The following is a 17,739-nucleotide window of genomic DNA, read 5'->3' as shown; positions in this document are numbered from 1 at the left end:
ATTTCAGAATCCCAAAGAAGGACTCCATCATACCATTGTCTGGGCTGTTACCCTTACGTGACATGGATGCTTGAATTCCCTTACCCTCAAGAAACTGATGATAAGAATCGTGTTGATATTGCCAACCTTGGTCACTATGGAGAATCGTATTCTCGTAGCGTTTCTCTGTGAATGCCTGTTCCAACATTGTTTTTACTTGTTCTAAGTTGGGTGAAGTTGAAAGATTATAGGCGATAGTTTCGCTATTAAAGCCATCTAAAACTGGTGATAAGTACAGCTTTTGAGTACTTGCTGGAATGGCAAATTCTGTCACATCTGTGTAACACTTTTCCATTGTTTTAGAGCCTTCAAATTGACGTTGAATGAGATTCTCTGCCTTCTTGCCAACATCTCCTTTATGAGAAGAATATTTTCGTTTCTGTCGCATTTTAGCTTGTAAATTGAGTACTTTCATCAAGCGTTGAACTCTTTTATGATTTACCAGATAACCACGATTTCTTAGTTCTAAATGAACCCGACGATAACCATAATTTCCCTTGTGTTCGATAAAAATGGATTGAATTTCAGCTTTAAGCTCTCGGTCCTTATCTGGTTTATCTAGCTGTTTCAAGTGATAGTAGTAGGTCGAACGAGCTAGTTTAATGACTTTTAGAAGAATATCTAACGAAAACTCAGTCATTAATTCTTGAACAATTTCTGTCTTTCTTCTTTCTCTTTTTCCTCCTTCAATCGGAGTTCTCTTAACTTTTTAGGATGGCATTCTCCGCTCTCAGGTACTCATTTTCTGCTTGAAGACGTTCTAATTCTGTCCTCTCTTCAGGTCTCTTTTTTGGCTTACGTCCCATTTTAGGTACTCTCCCTCTTGTTTTCTCAACAATAGTATACCCGTTTTTCTTGTATTGTGCTAGCCAATTAAGAAGTATCGTACGACTTGGGAGACCGTATTCAAGAGAAACTCTATCTTTAGTCCAGCCTTCATGTATGACTTTATCAATCATTTCTTGTTTTAAATCAGGAGAATAGTAACGATTTTTTCCTTTTTTGACGAACTCTATTCCGTAACGATCAATCAATTTAATCATGTACCTAATATTAGAGTTGTTTATCCCAAATTTATTTGAAAGCTTCTCTAAGCTATATCCTTGTTTTCTAAGTTCATAGATCTGAACTTTATCATCATGAGTTAATTTCATAATAAAAACACCCCAAAAGTTAGATTTTTTCTGTCTAACTTTTGGGGTGCAGTTCATTCACTAAATTACCGTTTTTTTATTTAAATTCTATTAACTACCTATTACTATTAATTACCCTGAGGCCATCGTTTATAAATTGACCCAAAACGTCAAGTCCGTTATAAATAAAGAGTCCTAAAATTATAGATGAAATAATAATACTTGCACAAATAAAATATGTACGTTTTTTTTCATTCATAATATCGACTACCTCCTAAGTTAGTATAGACTAATAGTTGTATAGACTAATAGTTCCGTTTTGATTAAATGGAACTCTATAATATGATGTACCTCCAATAGTACCTCCAAATGTAAATCCAGCTCCTAACAACTCTGCTTTAACTTGAGCTGAACCACTACTGTTTATAGCTGCTGTTAAAGTACCATTATAAGCATACTTTATACTTGTTGTGGGGTATCCTTTTGGAGACCAAACATCAACGTTTTGTCCTTCAATATATGTGTTTGTAATAGAATTTGTTATTCCTAAGTAATAACCTTGAACTGAGTTAATCTGACGGAAAGAACCCTCATTATATAATTCAATGTTTACACTTAATTGAACTGTAGTTCTAGCAAATGTTGCACTTCTTTTTAATGTGTGTGAAGTAACTGTAGATCGAGAGAGATCTGGAATAAATTCAATAGTTTCAACAACCTTTCCAGTATCACTATCAATAACAGTTGCAACTTCGTTGAATCCTGATTTCGAATATACTACTTCTGGATTAGGGATATTGTAATCCTCAACAGTAAATTGCAGTTCGTTGAATTTTATAACAAGGTCATTAGTGGTATCGGCGTTTACAGAAATAGGCAAATAAAACAATGCTAAACAACTAAATAATAGAGTAATTAGTATTTTTTTCATGATAATGATCACCTACCATTCTTTCATAACTAAGTTGGATATTAAGGGTTGATAATTATAGTTTGTACATTGGAATCATCTGCTTTCTTATAGGAATATTAATTGAATAAGGCAATTTCTTTTTATTTGTATTCGCTTACATTTTATCATATAATGTTATTGTAGTCAAGAAAAATGTGCTATTATGTTAAAAAATATTTTTCAAAATATAAATGGACGGATTTATTTTGGATACTATTTGTTATTTTGACCTGCCTCTATATAGGTAACCATGATTTGTTTCCTCTCAATCATCAAGAAATCTCTCTTCGTGGTAGTTTCTGGGGTTCGGTACTGGCCTTATATCACTTGCTATTTATTGATAAGTTTATTATTTCGAATCGAAAATAAAGATGAGGTCTATGCTTGACTGCCCACTGTTAGGATTGATTTTGGAGGAAAGATTTTGTCTCTATTATTTATTATTTTAAATTTATCTATTTTGTACAAGATCTATTCTTTGAGGCGGAAGAAATCGAAATACTTGATTTATACGGCCTATATCATATTTGGGGTAAATGTAGTATATGGTATTCAATGGTTATTAAGAGAACTGATTTCAAATATTTCCCCTTAATGTGTATGGAAACTATAACAAAACGCATAAGATTGAGGTTTTGACCACCTGTTCTTATGCGTTTTTGTAATATTAAAGATTTTCAGTAAGTTTTATACCTTTGGGAAGTCTAGTTTAGAATGCTTTCCCAACCAGAATCTCTGCTTCAATGGTAATCTCTGTCAGTTGGCTCCAGTCAATTTTTGTCTGGTCAACGTGAAAGAGGAGAGGAGTCATGCTGAGTAGGGCTTGGAGCTGCTCTGCTGTGATAGTCTTAGTCAGAGAGGCCGTTTGGCTAGATAGGATGGTAAAGTGTTCTTGGAAATGATTTTTAATATCTCGGTTGGAATAGTCCTTGTTTGTCAACTGGTCTTGTACCCTTTGACGGATTTCTTTGAGGTGATTTTCAGTTGGAATAACCTTTATCAAGATACCGTCTTTGGATAAAATGCGACGAAATTCTCCATAGTTGGCAGGGGAAAAGATATCAAGTAAGATATCCATGCTGGCGTCTTTTATAGGAAGACGAGCCAAGTCGCCAACGAACCAATTGACTGCCCAGTTGGGTTCGCTCTTGGCAGCGATTTGGACTGAATCTTTGGAGATGTCAAAGGCATAGAAGGTTTTGTGAGGGTGACTTTCTTGGAGTTTGCGAGAATAGAATCCTTCGCCACAACCGATATCTAAGACTGTGGTGCTAGTGTCTGAATTTGCTAACAAGTCAGATACAGTCTCTAAGATAGCGTGGTAAAAGCCGGCTTCTAGGATTTGTTGGCGGTTTTGAAAATTTTCTTTGTCGTAGTTAGCAGATTGCTTGATTTGAGGTGCCAGATTGACATAGCCAAATTTAGCCAAGTCAAAAGAATGACGGTTGTAGCATTTAAGACTGCTTTCTATCAGAGCTAGATTTTCTTGGCAGATAGGACAGGCGAAGGCAGTCGCAGAAGCAAAACGCTGAAGTTTGGGTTTGAGGTTTGTATTCATAGTTTAAGTGTATCAAAAGAGGCAAATGAAAGCAACTTTAGGATGATTTGTAATAGAATTAAATAGTAGTATCATTACTTTTCAAAGTACCAAAATTAAATTGCTTTTATATCTAAATTGCTATATAATAATAGCTAGGAGGAAATAAGTATGTTAAAAGAAGTATTAACCGTTGCAAAAGTTGCGAAAAAATCATCACTCTTTTTGGGTGGTGTCGCATTTGGTACCCTTGGTTTGAAAATCTTGGCAAGTAAGGAAGCTAAAAAAGGTTATTCTAAAGCTTTGGCTAAGGCTTACAAGTTGAAAGACGGGCTAGACGCATCTGTTTCTGTTGTGAAACAACATGGAGACGATGTCTTGCAAGATGCCAAATATTTGTACGAGCAAGAGAAAAAAGAAGAGCAATTAGATAGCCTTATAGGAGAATAATATGTCTTTTAAAGTGCTACATAGAGGATACCAACATATCCGACTATCATCTTCTTTTTCACTCACCTTGGATATTCAAGACTATCTTCGTTCCTTGGCGAGAGATGAAAAGGGGATTGAGTCTATCCAGTTTTACATGGATCAACAGCACTTTACTCTACGTATAAAAGAAGGCTTTTCTGTATTAGATAATGCAGAAGCCTTTTTAAAAAGAATTGATAAAGGGAAAGTTTCTGAGTTGATGACTCTTCCCATTCGTAGAGAAGAGAGTGCTTATTCTATTGTTTCAGGTGCAGCGATTAAGCGTATACTTTTTCGTAGTTTTGTGCCGTATCCTATTCGCTATATATGGACTTGTTATCAGGCTTTGGGTTATATTAGAGAAGCCTATCAAACACTAGCGCGTAAGGAACTAACGATGGAGGTCTTGGACTGTTCGGCGATTTTATTGTCCTTGTTTATGAACCAATCCAAGACGGCTAGCAATATCATGTTTATGCTTGATTTGGGGAATCATTTAGATCAGTGGTCCTTGAAAAAAACTGCAACAGATTTAGAACAGAGTCTTCTTGCAAAAGAGAGCGATGTATTCTTAGTGCAGGGCGATACGGTTGTTAGTATCAAGAGTTCCGATGTTCAAATAGGAGATGTCTTGGTCCTATCTCAGGGAAATGAAATTCTGTTTGATGGACAAGTAGTTTCAGGTTTAGGTATGGTCAACGAAAGCTCCTTGACGGGAGAAAGTTTTCCAGTTGAAAAAAGAGAGTTTGATTCGGTTTGTGCAAATACAGTATTAGAAACTGGAGAGTTACGCATTCGTGTAACCGATAATCAGATGAACAGCCGTATTTTACAGCTGATTGAGTTGATGAAGAAATCTGAAGAAAACAAGAAAACGAAACAACGCTATTTCATCAAGATGGCGGACAAGGTCGTCAAATATAATTTCTTGGGGGCTGGTCTGACTTACCTATTAACAGGTTCTTTTTCTAAGGCTATCTCTTTCCTACTGGTTGATTTCTCCTGCGCTTTGAAAATCTCTACTCCTGTAGCTTATTTGACAGCTATCAAGGAGGGGTTGAACCGTGAAATGGTGATTAAGGATGGAGATGTTCTGGAGAAATACCTGGAAGTTGATACTTTCTTGTTTGATAAGATGGGAACAATCACAACTAGCTATCCTATAGTTGAAAAGGTGTTACCTTTTGGGGACTATAGTGAGGAAGATATTCTCAGAATCAGTGCCTGTCTTGAGGAACACATTTATCATCCTATCGCTAATGCCATCGTCAAGCAAGCTGAGATAGAGGGGATTGAACATGAGGAAATGCATGGGAAACTCCAATATATCGCAAGTAAGGGGATTAAATCTCATATAGATGGGCAACCAGTTCTTATTGGGAATTATGTCTTGATGCAGGATGAACAGATTCATATCAGTTCAGAACAAAATGCTTTAATTGAAGAGTACAAGAGTCACTACAATCTCTTATTCTTGGCTTATCAGAATGAATTGATTGGAATGTTCTGCATTCATACTCCTTTGAGAAAAGAAGCAAAAGCAGCCTTGGAGAAACTTAAGGCACAAGGGAAAAAATTGATTCTGGCAACAGGGGACACCTTGGTTAGGACAGAGAAATTAGTCAAAGATTTGCCCTTTGATCAGGTCTATACAGACTTGAAACCTGATGGGAAATTTGAGTTAGTAGAGGAACTGCAGAAAGCAGGTCATACTATTTTGATGGTTGGAGATGGATTGAATGACTCAGCGGCTCTAACCCTATCAGATATCGGTGTGGTGATGAATGAGAGCGCAGATATTTCTAAGCAGATGAGTGATATCTTATTGTTAGATAATCGTTTGGATTTCTTCCAAGAGTTGGATTGGCTATCATCATCTTTGCAAATACTCATCAAGAAGAATATTCAAGATACCGTTGTCGTAAATAGTAGTTTGATTGGCTTTGGCTTGTTTAATTGGCTCAGTCCTTCAAATCTTTCTATCTTACATAATCTAACAACCTTACGTATTGTACTGCGTAGCCTGTCTATTAAGGGATAGGTGGGGACTATTAACAGCAAAAAGGAGTTACCTTTCTCGAGGGTAACTCCTTTTTTTATAGGTAAATGTTGAACAATTTAGTAAGTTAATACAAAGTATTTTTTCTTTCCACGACGGATAACAGTCAGTTCATTCTCTAACTTATCTGCGTCACTCAAGACATAGTCAAGGTCTTGGATACGGTCGCCGTTGACGTAGATAGCTCCGTTTTGGACATCTTCACGGGCTTGGCGTTTTGAGTTAACCACACCAGATGACACGAGCAGTTCCACGATATTGTGGTTTTCGTCTGCTTGAACTTGGTAGTTTGGCACACCACGAAGTCCTTGTTTAAGTTCTTTAACAGAAAGGTTTTTGATGTTTCCTGCAAAGAGTTGCTCAGTGATGTTGAGGGCTTCTTTGTAAGCTTCTTCGCCGTGAACAAGTGTTACGACTTCACGAGCCAAGACTTTTTGTGCCAAGCGTTCATGTGGAGCCGCTTCAAATTGTTTACGGATGTCTTCAATCTCATCAAGTGACAAGAAAGTAAAGATCTTCAAGAAGCGAACAGCGTCAGCGTCCATAACATTCATCCAGAATTGGTACATTTCGTATGGAGAAGTCTTTTCAGGATTGAGCCAGACTGCGTTTCCTTCTGATTTACCAAATTTCTTACCAGTTGCATCGGTGATCAGTGGAACAGTGATAACGTGGCCAGTCTTGTCAGCCTTACGACGAAGCAATTCAGTACCAGCTGTCATATTTCCCCACTGGTCAGAACCACCGATTTGAAGCGTGACATTATGGTCTTGGTTAAGGACGAAGAAGTCGTACCCTTGCATGATTTGGTAGGCAAACTCAGTGTAGGAAATCCCAGTTTCAATCCGTTTTTTTACAGACTCTTTACTCATCATGTAGTTGACAGTGAAGTATTTTCCAATATCACGGAGGAAGTCAATGAAGCTGATGCTGCCAAACCAGTCGTAGTTGTTGACCATGACAGCTTTATTTTCGCCATTTTCAAAGTCAAGAAAACGAGAAAGTTGTCCTTGGATAGACTTGACCCAGCCCTCTACTGTGTCTTTTGTTTGGAGACTACGTTCAGCATCTTTGAAGGACGGATCTCCGATGAGACCTGTAGCACCGCCAACGAGCGCATAAGGTTTGTGACCTGCTAGTTGCAAGCGACGACTTGTCAAGATTGCGACAAGGTGGCCTAGGTGAAGGCTGTCAGCAGTTGGATCGTAGCCAGTATAATAAGAAACTTGACCTTCTTCTAGGGCTTTACGCAAAGCTTCTTCATCAGTCGTTTGAAAAATCAAACCACGCTCTTTTAGCTCATCAAAAATGTGCATGTGTCTTTTCTCCTTTTTAAAATTATTGTTTCTAACTATTGTATCACAAACTTGAGCAATAGCCTAGTAGAATAGGGAAGAAAGTGGCTATTTTATTGAAAGTTTCCCTTTTGTGGTATAATAGATAGAGTGAGGAAATCCATGCAAAATCAATTAAATGAATTAAAACGAAAAATGCTGGAATTTTTCCAGCAAAAACAAAAAAATAAAAAATCAGCTAGCCCTGGCAAGAAAGGCTCAAGTGTCCAAAAATCTAAATCCTTAGAGAAGCCAGCCATTTTTCCAGCTATTTTACTGAGTATAAAAGCCTTATTTAACTTACTCTTTGTACTCGGTTTTCTAGGAGGAATGTTGGGAGCTGGGATTGCTTTGGGGTACGGAGTGGCCTTATTTGACAAGGTTCGGGTGCCTCAGACAGAAGAATTGGTACATCAGGTCAAGGACATTTCTTCTATTTCAGAGATTACCTATTCGGACGGGACGGTGATTGCTTCCATAGAGAGTGATTTGTTGCGCACTTCTATCTCATCTGAGCAAATTTCGGAAAATCTGAAGAAGGCTATCATTGCGACGGAAGACGAACACTTCAAAGAACATAAGGGTGTAGTACCTAAGGCGGTGATTCGTGCGACCTTGGGGAAATTTGTAGGTTTGGGTTCCTCTAGTGGGGGGTCAACCTTGACCCAGCAACTAATTAAACAGCAGGTGGTTGGGGATGCGCCGACCTTGGCTCGTAAGGCGACAGAGATTGTGGATGCTCTTGCCTTGGAACGCGCCATGAATAAAGACGAGATTTTAACGACCTATCTCAATGTGGCTCCCTTTGGCCGAAATAATAAGGGACAGAATATTGCAGGGGCTCAGCAGGCAGCTGAGGGGATTTTCGGTGTAGATGCCAGTCAGTTGACTGTTCCTCAAGCAGCATTTTTAGCAGGACTTCCACAGAGTCCCATTACCTACTCTCCTTATGAAAATACTGGAGAGTTGAAGAGTGATGAAGACCTAGAAATTGGCTTGAGACGGGCTAAGGCAGTTCTTTACAGTATGTATCGTACAGGTGCCTTAAGCAAGGACGAGTATTCTCAATACAAGGATTATGACCTTAAACAGGACTTTTTACCATCGGGCACGGTCACAGGAATTTCACGAGACTATTTATACTTTACAACTTTGGCAGAAGCTCAAGAACGTATGTATGACTATCTAGCTCAGAGAGACAATGTCTCCGCTAAGGAGTTGAAAAATGAGGCAACTCAGAAGTTTTATCGAGATTTGGCAGCCAAGGAAATTGAAAATGGTGGTTATAAGATTACTACTACCATAGATCAGAAAATTCATTCTGTCATGCAAAATGCGGTTGCTGATTATGGCTATCTTTTAGACGATGGAACAGGTCGTGTAGAAGTAGGGAATGTCTTGATGGACAACCAAACAGGTGCTATTCTAGGCTTTGTAGGTGGTCGTAATTATCAAGAAAATCAAAATAATCATGCCTTTGATACCAAACGTTCGCCAGCTTCTACTACCAAGCCCTTGCTGGCCTACGGTATTGCTATTGACCAGGGCTTGATGGGAAGTGAAACGATTCTATCTAACTATCCAACAAACTTTGCTAATGGCAATCCGATTATGTATGCTAATAGCAAGGGAACAGGAATGATGACCTTGGGAGAAGCTCTGAACTATTCATGGAATATCCCTGCTTACTGGACCTATCGTATGCTCCGTGAAAAGGGTGTTGATGTCAAGGGTTATATGGAAAAGATGGGTTACGAGATTCCTGAGTACGGTATTGAGAGCCTGCCAATGGGTGGTGGTATTGAAGTCACAGTTGCCCAGCATACCAATGGCTATCAGACCTTAGCTAATAATGGAGTTTATCATCAGAAGCATGTGATTTCAAAGATTGAAGCAGCAGATGGTAGAGTGGTGTATGAGTATCAGGATAAACCGGTTCAAGTCTATTCAAAAGCTACTGCGACGATTATGCAGGGATTGCTGCGAGAAGTTCTATCCTCTCGTGTGACAACAACCTTCAAGACGAATCTGACTGCTTTAAATCCTACTCTGGCTAATGCAGATTGGATTGGGAAGACTGGTACAACCAACCAAGACGAAAATATGTGGCTTATGCTTTCGACACCTAGATTAACCCTAGGTGGCTGGATTGGGCATGATGATAATCATTCATTGTCACGTAGAGCAGGTTATTCTAATAACTCTAATTACATGGCTCATCTAGTAAATGCGATTCAGCAAGCCTCCCCAAGCATTTGGGGGAACGAGCGCTTTGCTTTAGATCCTAGTGTAGTGAAATCGGAAGTCTTGAAATCAACAGGTCAAAAACCAGGGAAAGTTTCTGTTGAAGGAAAAGAGGTAGAGGTCACAGGTTCGACTGTTACCAGCTATTGGGCTAATAAGGCAGGAGCGCCAACGACCAGTTATCGCTTTGCTATTGGCGGAAGTGATGCGGATTATCAGAATGCTTGGTCTAGTATTGTGGGGAGTCTACCAACTCCATCCAGCTCCAGCAGCTCAAGTAGTTCAAGTAGTAGTTCTAGCGATAGCAGTAACTCAAGTACTACACGACCTTCTTCTTCAAGGGCGAGACGATAAGTTCTATAAACTGTGCTAAATGAAGTGGCTAATCAATTGATTGCCACTTTTTTCTTTTTCCCTTTCGTGTTACAATAAAGGTATGAATCAGTATCAGAAAAAGATTGTTAAAGGAACCATTTATTCGCTCCTATCCGGCTTAATCTGGGGAATCTGTGGAATTTTAGGAGAGTATTTCTTTACTCATTATCAGGTGTCTTCGGGCTGGATTACCTCTATGCGTTTAACACTGGCAGGAAGTCTTGTACTCATTTGGTCTGCAATACAATTAAAATCGCAAGTGCTAGATATTTGGCGAGACAAGAAAAATTACCTACCCTTTTTGGCCTATGCTATTTTGGGGATTTTTTCAGTCCAGTATTTTTTCTATCTCTGTGTAGAATACTCAAATGCAGCGACAGCGACTATTTTACAGTTTATCAGTCCTGTCTTTATCCTCTTTTACAATCGCTTGGTTTATCAAAAACGAGCGTCAAAAAGTGCTATTTTCTATGTTTTGATTGCTATGCTGGGTGTTTGCTTGATGGCGACAAAGGGAGATCTCTCTCAGTTATCCATGACACCACTAGCCCTTGTGACGGGCTTACTGAGTGCTATGGGTGTTATGTTTAATGTTATCTTGCCCCAGCCTTTTGCGAAGCGCTATGGTTTTGTACCCACGGTTGGGTGGGGGATGATTTTGGCAGGTTTATTTAGCAATGTTCTCTCGCCAGTGCATCAGCTTTCCTTTACTCTTGATATTTGGAGTATCTTGATTTGTCTCATTATCGCTTTCTTTGGGACGGCTTTTGCTTTTTTTATTTCCATGAAGGCGGTGTCCTTGGTTTCTCCTTTGGTGGTTTCCGTTATCAGTGCCAGTGAACCTCTCTCTTCTGCTCTCTTGAGTGTTTTGTTCTTAGGCCTGGTAGTGGATTGGTCACTCCTTCTAGCTATGGCCTTGATTATTTTACCCATGATATTTTTGTCTATAGAAGAAGCGAAAGAAAGTAGATAAAAAGTCTTTTCTTAATTCTAAAAGTGTGCTATACTAGAATAGTCAATAAAACACGGGGAGATAGTTGTGAAGAGTGTTTTTAGGTTGTATCGGTAGGGGTTTGCTTTTACCGACAGCACGTTTTATCTCACATCCCTAAAAAATCATACCTAAAAACAGACAAAAAGGCTTCAAATTTGAGGCTTTTTTTGGTAGAATAGTTATCATTATAAAGAATGAGAGGTTTTTTTATGACTGCTACAAAAATGAATGCTCAAGAAATTATCCAATTTATCGCTAATGCTGAGAAGAAAACCAGTGTGAAAGTAACTTTTGAGGGACAACTCGCAACTGCTGTACCTAGCTCGGTTGTTAGACTAGGGAATGTTTTATTTGGAGACTGGAAGGACGTGGCTCCGCTTCTCAATGGTTTGGTAGAAAATCAAGACTATGTTGTTGAGCAAGATGCTCGCAATTCTGCAGTTCCTTTGCTAGATAAACGTGCTATCAACGCTCGTATCGAGCCAGGCGCTATTATCCGTGACCAGGTAGAAATTGGTGACAATGCTGTTATCATGATGGGAGCTGTTATCAATATCGGTGCTGAAATCGGTGCAGGAACCATGATTGACATGGGGGCTATCCTTGGTGGCCGTGCCATCGTTGGGAAAAATAGCCACGTTGGTGCAGGTGCAGTTTTAGCAGGTGTGATTGAGCCAGCTAGCGCAGAACCAGTCCGTGTTGGAGACAATGTTCTTATCGGTGCCAATGCAGTGGTTATCGAAGGAGTCCAAATCGGTAGTGGTTCAGTTGTCGCAGCAGGAGCTATCGTTACCCAAGATGTTCCAGAAAATGTAGTAGTAGCAGGTGTTCCAGCTCGAATTATCAAAGAGATTGATGCCCAAACTCAACAAAAAACAGCGCTAGAGGATGCGCTTCGTACCTTGTAATTTGTAAAAGAAAAATAGAGGCGGGACCCTTTTTCCAGCCTCTTTCTGCTATATAGGAGGATAGATAGATGTTAGATTTGATTCAGACTAGACGAGATTTGCACCAGATTCCAGAGATTGGCTTGGAGGAGTTCAAGACTCATGCTTATTTGCTAGATGTGATTGAGAAATTGACTGCGGGCAAGGAGTTTGTTCAAGTTCGTACTTGGCGGACAGGTATTTTGGTTTACTTGCAGGGAAGTCAGCCAGAGCGTACTATTGGTTGGCGGACGGATATTGATGGTCTGCCTATCGTTGAACAAACAGGACTTCCTTTTGCTTCTCAGCATCAAGGTCGCATGCACGCTTGTGGCCATGATTTCCACATGACTATTGCCTTAGGCTGTCTCGAGCGCGCCCTTGAGGAACAACCTAAAAATAATCTACTCTTCCTATTTCAGCCTGCTGAAGAAAATGAAGCTGGTGGCATGCTCATGTATGAGGATGGCGCTTTTGGAGACTGGTTGCCAGACCAGTTTTATGGGCTTCATGTTCGACCAGATTTGAAGGTTGGTCAGATTGCGACCAATACTCATACACTCTTTGCAGGAACTTGCGAGGTGAAGATCCGTTTCAAAGGCAAAGGAGGACACGCAGCCTTTCCACATGAAGCTAATGACGCCTTGGTGGCAGCTAGTTACTTTGTGACCCAGGTGCAGTCAGTTGTCAGCCGCAATGTCAACCCAATCGAGGGAGCGGTGGTGACCTTTGGAGTTTTCCAAGCTGGAACAACCAACAATGTTATCACAGATACAGCCTTTTTGCATGGAACTATTCGGGCCTTGACTCAGGACATGAGTCTCTTGGTACAAAAGCGGGTCAAAACAGTTGCAGAAGGAGTTGCAGCTGCCTTTGATATGGAAGTCGAAGTGGAACTCAAACAAGGTGGATACCTACCTGTTGAGAACCATCCAGCCTTGGCGCGTGAACTAATGGACTTTTTTGAAGAAAAAGACGGAATCGAGTTGATTGATATCGAGCCTGCTATGACTGGTGAGGACTTTGGTTATCTCCTTTCGAAGGTAGATGGCGTGATGTTTTGGCTGGGTATCGATAGTCCCTACGCCCTTCATCACCCTCAGATGGCTCCTAAGGAAGAAGCATTAGCTATTGGGGTGGATGCGGTCTCTAGTTTCCTGAAAAAGAAGGCAGCAGAGTAGAGGGGTTGTCTATGAAATCGGAACTACGCAAGCAAGTCTTGCAAGAAATGAAGGCTATATCTCAAGAGCAAAAACAGGCTATAGAGCAAGCTTTAACCGAGCGGCTTTTACACCATCCCTTCTACCAAGAAGCCAAGGTCATCGCAACCTATCTCTCTTTTCCGCATGAGTTTCAAACGCAGGGATTGATTGAGCAGGCGCTGAGGGACGGCAAGAAGGTTCTGATACCCAAAACCTATTCCAAGGGGCGCATGGACTTTGTGGTCTATGATCTGCAACAACTGGTCAAAACTTCCTTTGACTTACTGGAACCACAGGGAAATTTGGAAGTGGTAGATGCCTCTCAGATTGATTTGATTCATGTCCCAGGGCTGGCTTTTACGATGGAAGGCTATCGGATTGGCTATGGCGGAGGTTATTATGACCGCTATCTGGAACAGTTTACTGGTCATACTTTGAGTACGGTTTATCATTATCAAGTTCAGGACTTTATCCCTGAAAACCATGATATTCCTGTTCAGGAGGTTCTGATTGATGAAGGAAATCTTTGATAGGCGTTACCCTGTGACGAGTTTCTTTCTTTTAGTGACGGCCGTGGTATTTCTACTAATGTTGGTAACTACAGGAGGAAACTTTGACAGGGCGGATACTCTATTTCGATTTGGAGCCATGTATGGGCCTGCCATTCGCCTCTTTCCCGAGCAAATTTGGCGTCTCTTTTCGGCTATTTTTGTTCATATTGGGTGGGAGCATTTCATTGTTAATATGCTTTCACTTTATTATCTTGGAAGGCAGGTAGAGGAGATTTTCGGTTCTAAGCAGTTTTTCTTTCTCTATCTTTTATCAGAAATGATGGGCAATCTCTTTGTTTTTGTATTTAGTCCCAAATCCTTAGCAGCAGGTGCATCCACCTCTCTTTATGGTCTATTTGCCGCGATTATCATTCTTCGCTATGCAACTCGTAATCCTTATATCCAACAGCTAGGACAGTCTTATCTGACACTTTTTGTGATTAACATTATTGGAAGTGTTCTGATTCCAGGAATCAGCCTAGCAGGCCATATCGGAGGTGCAGTTGGTGGCGCATTTCTAGCAATTATCTTTCCAGTTAGAGGAGAAAGACGGATGTATAGTGCTAGTCAGAGACTGGTAGCGTTAGTCTTGTTCGTAGGACTCGCAGTCTTACTTCTCTACAAGGGAATGGGATGAAAATTTGTGTAATGAAAAAAGATAAGGCATTTTTTGAACCTTATCTTTTTATGTTATACTCCATGAAAATCAAAAAGCAAACTAGGAAGCTAACCGCAGGCTATACTTGAGTACGGCAAGGTGAAGCTAACGTGGTTTGAAGAGATTTTCGAAGAGTATTATTCCTTCTCAGCCAATTCTTTTCCCAGTTGGATGAGGTAATCTTTTAAGTCATCTTTGACTTGTGGATGTTTGAGGGCGTAGTCAATAGATGTTTTCATAAATCCAAACTTATCCCCAACGTCGTAACGAGCTCCTGTAAATTCACGGGCAAAAACACGCTGTGTTTTATTGAGCGTATCAATAGCATCAGTAAGTTGGATTTCATTTCCAGCACCAGGAGCTTGCTTTTCGAGGATATCAAAAATCTCAGGTGTGAGTAGATAGCGACCGATGATTGCAAAATCACTTGGTGCATCTTCGGTCGCTGGTTTTTCAACGAAAGTTTCAACGCTATAGAGTCCGTTGATTCCTTCACCTTGAGGAGCAATGACTCCATATGATGAAACGTCTTCGTGTGGTACGGGCATGACAGCAATGGTTGATGCGTGTGTCCGCTCGTAATCCTTCATCAGTTGTTTTGTCAAAGGAACGGCATTCTCATCTGTGATGTCCATAAGGTCATCGCCCAGCATAACAACGAAGGGCTCATTCCCCACAAAAGCTTTGGCTTGTAAGACAGCGTCTCCAAGACCACGAGGGTGAGTTTGGCGGATGAAATGAAGGCGCATGCCAGTTGCTTCATCTACTAATTTTAACAGATCTGTTTTACCTTTTTCTTTGAGGTTGTACTCAAGCTCAAAGTTTGAGTCAAAGTGGTCTTCAATAGAACGTTTTGATTTACCAGTGACAACCAGAATATCTTCAATGCCTGATTTAAGAGCTTCTTCTACGATAAACTGGATAGTTGGTTTATCTACAATTGGCAACATTTCTTTAGCAAGTGCCTTGGTGGCTGGTAAGAAACGAGTCCCGAGTCCAGCGGCAGGGATGACTGCCTTTCTAACTTTTGATGTCATAAGAATCCTTTCTTTAGAGGGTTAAGACCACTCATTTTCTGCTTTAAATTCATTGTTCATGATATCATAAATGGCATCTTTGATGTTGGTTCCGTGATAAATAACTTGGTAAATGGCCTGTGTAATTGGCATATAGACTCCAAGTTCTTGCGCTAGTTCATAGGCTGCTCGAGTCGTTGAAATCCCTTCAATCACCATGCCCATATTGGCTTCGATATCAGCTAGGGATTCTCCCCGACCAAGGGCATCTCCAGCTCTCCAGTTACGAGAGTGGATGGAGGTTCCCGTTACGATCAAGTCTCCTACACCAGATAAGCCGCTATAGGTCAATGGACTGGCCCCGAGTGCTACCCCTAGGCGGGTGATTTCTGCCAAGCCTCGAGCGATGATGGCTGCCTTGGCATTGTCACCAAATCCCAAACCATGTAAAGCTCCGGCGCCAACAGCGATAATGTTTTTAAGAGCACCAGCGGTTTCAACCCCGATAACATCCGTATTGGTATAAAGTCGGAAGTAGTGATTACTAAAGAGTTCTTGAACGTATTGAGCCGTTTGTAAATCTTTAGAAGCAGCAGTGATTAAAGTTAGGTCACGTACAATGGTCTCTTCTGCATGACTAGGGCCTGAAACAACGACAATATCACTGCGGAGATGTTCAGGAATTTCTTCTTCAAGGATGGTTGATAATCGTTTATGGCTATCAGGTTCTAATCCCTTTGAAGCGTGCATGATGATAGCCTTATGGTCTAAGGTTTGTGCAACTTGTTGGGCAACAAGTCGTGTCACTTTTGTTGGGACAACAAACAAAATCGCATCCACATCTTTCAGTGCCTCTGCTAAGTCAGTATAGGCAATGATATTTTCATCTAGGACGACATCTTTAAAGTAGTGCTTATTAGTATGATAGGTATTAATTTCATTGATTTGCTCGGGAAGATTTCCCCAAATACGTACCTCGTGTCCATTGTCATTTAAGACTTGTGAAAGGGCAGTTCCCCAAGAACCAGGCCCCAAGACGGCGACGGTTTGTTTTTCCATGATTTCCTCCTTGATAGAGTTCTTTCTCTTATTCTATCATATTCTAGGGGATTTTGCACTTTCATTACTGGGGTATGGTGGAAAAATGCACAAAAACCGAGACGAAGGGATAAACTCTTAGTCTTTAGTTAAAGTGAGAAGAAATCTGATAGATAGTTTGATTCAGTATATGCTTATAATAGAGGTAAACAACTCAGGAGGTTCTTGTAGCTTGCGAGAGTTTGGCGAAAAAATTAAAAGATTACGTTTGGCTAAAAAAATCAGTCGTTCAGAATTTTGTGGTGATGAGTCTGAATTAAGTATTCGTCAATTAATTAGAATTGAAAATGGAGAATCCAGACCAACACTAACAAAGTTAAAATATATCGCTGAACGTTTGGGGGTTGAAGATTACAAGTTGATGCCAAGTTATATAGAGTTGGATAAGGAATACCTAGAATTGAAGTATTTCTTGATGAGGACTCCTACATACGAAGATGAAACTATCGCCCAAAAGAAAGAGAGTGTTTTTGCTAAGATTTTTGAAGAGTATTATGATAGGCTACCTGAGGAAGAAAGATTTATCATCCCAAATTATTCATATCTGGCACTAACGAACTACACAGTTCAAAAATTACCAGAAAAGCTAGTTGAAATACTGTCCTTCTGGTGATTTTGCTTAATTTCTGATGTTCGAGACATGATTGAGGAGATTTGTCTTGATTTTTTCCTAAAAAAGGGCAGACTCCTCCCTTGGTTTGATGCTCGATTTTTAAAATAAGGTGACTTATTCTGTTAGGCATGTTTTCCCCTGCCCTCTAGCTCTATATGGAATAGGGAGTATCAGATTTATCTGGCAGATTGTATCAAATAAGGCTTGAAATTGTTTTGAATAGGCGTATAGACTTGAGAATTTGAGAATATGTCGTCTAGCAGTAGAGACATATTTTCCGGTAATATGAAGGAAGAGAGGTCGAAAACGCTTGATAGTCAAGGCCTTTACTTCATCACCAGCTAGCTGCTTTAAAAAGAGGTAGAGATTATAAGCCAGATAGCCCATCATCATACGTACTTCATTCTTAACCATGGTCGAACTATCTGTCTTATCCCCAAAGAATCCTGCTTTCCTTTCTTTGATAAAGTTTTCAGCATTCCCTCGTTCACGATAGAATTGAAACAGCTCCTCACTATCTACACTGCTTAAATTGGT

At 40.2% G+C, this 17,739-nt stretch carries 16 protein-coding genes and 1 pseudogene; 10 read left to right on the top strand and 7 right to left on the bottom strand.

The genetic code is table 11. From position 1 onward, the window contains the following. Window positions 1–1,193: pseudogene (locus tag HT723_RS06415) on the bottom strand (IS3 family transposase); the annotation flags it as partial. A 268-nt stretch (window positions 1,194–1,461) separates the two neighbouring features. After that, complete coding sequence (locus tag HT723_RS06410; RefSeq protein ID WP_049547225.1) at window positions 1,462–2,103, bottom strand: hypothetical protein; 642 nt, start codon at window positions 2,101–2,103, stop codon at window positions 1,462–1,464. A gap of 174 nt (window positions 2,104–2,277) precedes the next feature. Here HT723_RS06410 and HT723_RS11910 point away from each other — a divergent pair, with 174 nt between their 5' ends. Continuing rightward, the gene (locus tag HT723_RS11910) at window positions 2,278–2,493 is read left to right on the top strand and encodes a hypothetical protein (RefSeq protein WP_345890242.1); all 216 of its coding nucleotides are present in this window, start codon (window positions 2,278–2,280) and stop codon (window positions 2,491–2,493) included. Between the two features lie 340 nt (window positions 2,494–2,833). Here HT723_RS11910 and HT723_RS06405 read toward each other — a convergent pair whose 3' ends face one another. Further along, on the bottom strand, window positions 2,834–3,682 hold the full coding sequence (locus tag HT723_RS06405; protein ID WP_172934867.1) for a putative RNA methyltransferase: 849 nt from the start codon (window positions 3,680–3,682) through the stop codon (window positions 2,834–2,836). 150 nt (window positions 3,683–3,832) lie between these two features. Here HT723_RS06405 and HT723_RS06400 point away from each other — a divergent pair, with 150 nt between their 5' ends. Further along, window positions 3,833–4,111 (top strand): DUF6110 family protein, encoded by a 279-nt coding sequence (locus HT723_RS06400; RefSeq protein WP_000910910.1) that lies wholly within the window; start codon window positions 3,833–3,835, stop codon window positions 4,109–4,111. A 1-nt stretch (window position 4,112) separates the two neighbouring features. After that, entirely contained in the window at window positions 4,113–6,173 is a 2,061-nt protein-coding gene (locus HT723_RS06395) for a heavy metal translocating P-type ATPase (protein WP_172934866.1), read from the top strand. A gap of 77 nt (window positions 6,174–6,250) precedes the next feature. On the opposite strand, the gene tyrS is transcribed toward HT723_RS06395, so the two are convergent. Continuing rightward, window positions 6,251–7,507, bottom strand: coding sequence for a tyrosine--tRNA ligase (gene tyrS / locus HT723_RS06390; RefSeq protein ID WP_172934865.1), 1,257 nt, complete (start codon window positions 7,505–7,507; stop codon window positions 6,251–6,253). Between the two features lie 141 nt (window positions 7,508–7,648). Here tyrS and pbp1b point away from each other — a divergent pair, with 141 nt between their 5' ends. The 6 genes from pbp1b to HT723_RS06360 all read left to right on the top strand — a co-directional run bounded on the left by pbp1b (window position 7,649) and on the right by HT723_RS06360 (window position 14,454). Then, entirely contained in the window at window positions 7,649–10,123 is a 2,475-nt protein-coding gene (gene pbp1b, locus HT723_RS06385) for a penicillin-binding protein PBP1B (protein ID WP_172934864.1), read from the top strand. 82 nt (window positions 10,124–10,205) lie between these two features. Beyond that, window positions 10,206–11,117: a DMT family transporter gene (locus HT723_RS06380; RefSeq protein ID WP_007285066.1), complete on the top strand. Its 912-nt coding sequence runs from the start codon at window positions 10,206–10,208 to the stop codon at window positions 11,115–11,117. 230 nt (window positions 11,118–11,347) lie between these two features. Beyond that, window positions 11,348–12,046, top strand: coding sequence for a 2,3,4,5-tetrahydropyridine-2,6-dicarboxylate N-acetyltransferase (gene dapD / locus HT723_RS06375; protein WP_000127477.1), 699 nt, complete (start codon window positions 11,348–11,350; stop codon window positions 12,044–12,046). 68 nt (window positions 12,047–12,114) lie between these two features. Further along, on the top strand, window positions 12,115–13,245 hold the full coding sequence (locus HT723_RS06370; RefSeq protein WP_000885081.1) for an N-acetyldiaminopimelate deacetylase: 1,131 nt from the start codon (window positions 12,115–12,117) through the stop codon (window positions 13,243–13,245). An 11-nt stretch (window positions 13,246–13,256) separates the two neighbouring features. After that, window positions 13,257–13,796, top strand: coding sequence for a 5-formyltetrahydrofolate cyclo-ligase (locus HT723_RS06365; RefSeq protein WP_023939922.1), 540 nt, complete (start codon window positions 13,257–13,259; stop codon window positions 13,794–13,796). After that, entirely contained in the window at window positions 13,780–14,454 is a 675-nt protein-coding gene (locus HT723_RS06360) for a rhomboid family intramembrane serine protease (RefSeq protein ID WP_172934863.1), read from the top strand. The genes HT723_RS06365 and HT723_RS06360 overlap by 17 nt, the downstream gene beginning before the upstream one ends. Window positions 14,455–14,612: 158 nt before the next feature. Here the strand turns inward: HT723_RS06360 and galU are convergent, their stop codons facing one another. Continuing rightward, complete coding sequence (gene galU / locus HT723_RS06355; protein ID WP_172934862.1) at window positions 14,613–15,512, bottom strand: UTP--glucose-1-phosphate uridylyltransferase GalU; 900 nt, start codon at window positions 15,510–15,512, stop codon at window positions 14,613–14,615. Between the two features lie 21 nt (window positions 15,513–15,533). Further along, a complete protein-coding gene (locus tag HT723_RS06350) occupies window positions 15,534–16,550 on the bottom strand; it encodes an NAD(P)H-dependent glycerol-3-phosphate dehydrogenase (protein WP_172934861.1) in 1,017 nt (338 codons plus the stop codon). 169 nt (window positions 16,551–16,719) lie between these two features. Between HT723_RS06350 and HT723_RS06345 the strand changes: the two genes are divergently transcribed. Continuing rightward, window positions 16,720–17,202 (top strand): helix-turn-helix transcriptional regulator, encoded by a 483-nt coding sequence (locus tag HT723_RS06345; protein ID WP_240154954.1) that lies wholly within the window; start codon window positions 16,720–16,722, stop codon window positions 17,200–17,202. 114 nt (window positions 17,203–17,316) lie between these two features. Here HT723_RS06345 and HT723_RS06340 read toward each other — a convergent pair. Next, window positions 17,317–17,739 (bottom strand): transposase (locus HT723_RS06340; protein WP_172934860.1); only part of this gene is annotated, 423 nt, incomplete at its 5' end.

The organism is Streptococcus sp. 2106 (assembly GCF_013277315.1).
Taxonomy (GTDB): domain Bacteria; phylum Bacillota; class Bacilli; order Lactobacillales; family Streptococcaceae; genus Streptococcus; species Streptococcus pseudopneumoniae.
Note: the sequence above shows the minus strand (reverse complement) of the source record. Positions and strands in the feature narration are given on the sequence as shown.

What these genes read in the sequence shown, in the direction of transcription:
- HT723_RS06400 (WP_000910910.1), top strand. Translation starts at nt 3,833, where the DNA reads ATGTTAAAAGAAGTATTAACCGTTGCAAAAGTTGCGAAAAAATCATCA.
- tyrS (WP_172934865.1), bottom strand. Translation starts at nt 7,507, where the DNA reads ATGCACATTTTTGATGAGCTAAAAGAGCGTGGTTTGATTTTTCAAACG.
- HT723_RS06410 (WP_049547225.1), bottom strand. Translation starts at nt 2,103, where the DNA reads ATGAAAAAAATACTAATTACTCTATTATTTAGTTGTTTAGCATTGTTT.
- pbp1b (WP_172934864.1), top strand. Translation starts at nt 7,649, where the DNA reads ATGCAAAATCAATTAAATGAATTAAAACGAAAAATGCTGGAATTTTTC.
- HT723_RS06360 (WP_172934863.1), top strand. Translation starts at nt 13,780, where the DNA reads ATGAAGGAAATCTTTGATAGGCGTTACCCTGTGACGAGTTTCTTTCTT.
- HT723_RS06350 (WP_172934861.1), bottom strand. Translation starts at nt 16,550, where the DNA reads ATGGAAAAACAAACCGTCGCCGTCTTGGGGCCTGGTTCTTGGGGAACT.
- HT723_RS11910 (WP_345890242.1), top strand. Translation starts at nt 2,278, where the DNA reads ATGTGCTATTATGTTAAAAAATATTTTTCAAAATATAAATGGACGGAT.
- HT723_RS06395 (WP_172934866.1), top strand. Translation starts at nt 4,113, where the DNA reads ATGTCTTTTAAAGTGCTACATAGAGGATACCAACATATCCGACTATCA.
- HT723_RS06405 (WP_172934867.1), bottom strand. Translation starts at nt 3,682, where the DNA reads ATGAATACAAACCTCAAACCCAAACTTCAGCGTTTTGCTTCTGCGACT.
- HT723_RS06380 (WP_007285066.1), top strand. Translation starts at nt 10,206, where the DNA reads ATGAATCAGTATCAGAAAAAGATTGTTAAAGGAACCATTTATTCGCTC.
- HT723_RS06365 (WP_023939922.1), top strand. Translation starts at nt 13,257, where the DNA reads ATGAAATCGGAACTACGCAAGCAAGTCTTGCAAGAAATGAAGGCTATA.
- HT723_RS06345 (WP_240154954.1), top strand. Translation starts at nt 16,720, where the DNA reads ATGCTTATAATAGAGGTAAACAACTCAGGAGGTTCTTGTAGCTTGCGA.
- galU (WP_172934862.1), bottom strand. Translation starts at nt 15,512, where the DNA reads ATGACATCAAAAGTTAGAAAGGCAGTCATCCCTGCCGCTGGACTCGGG.
- HT723_RS06370 (WP_000885081.1), top strand. Translation starts at nt 12,115, where the DNA reads ATGTTAGATTTGATTCAGACTAGACGAGATTTGCACCAGATTCCAGAG.
- dapD (WP_000127477.1), top strand. Translation starts at nt 11,348, where the DNA reads ATGACTGCTACAAAAATGAATGCTCAAGAAATTATCCAATTTATCGCT.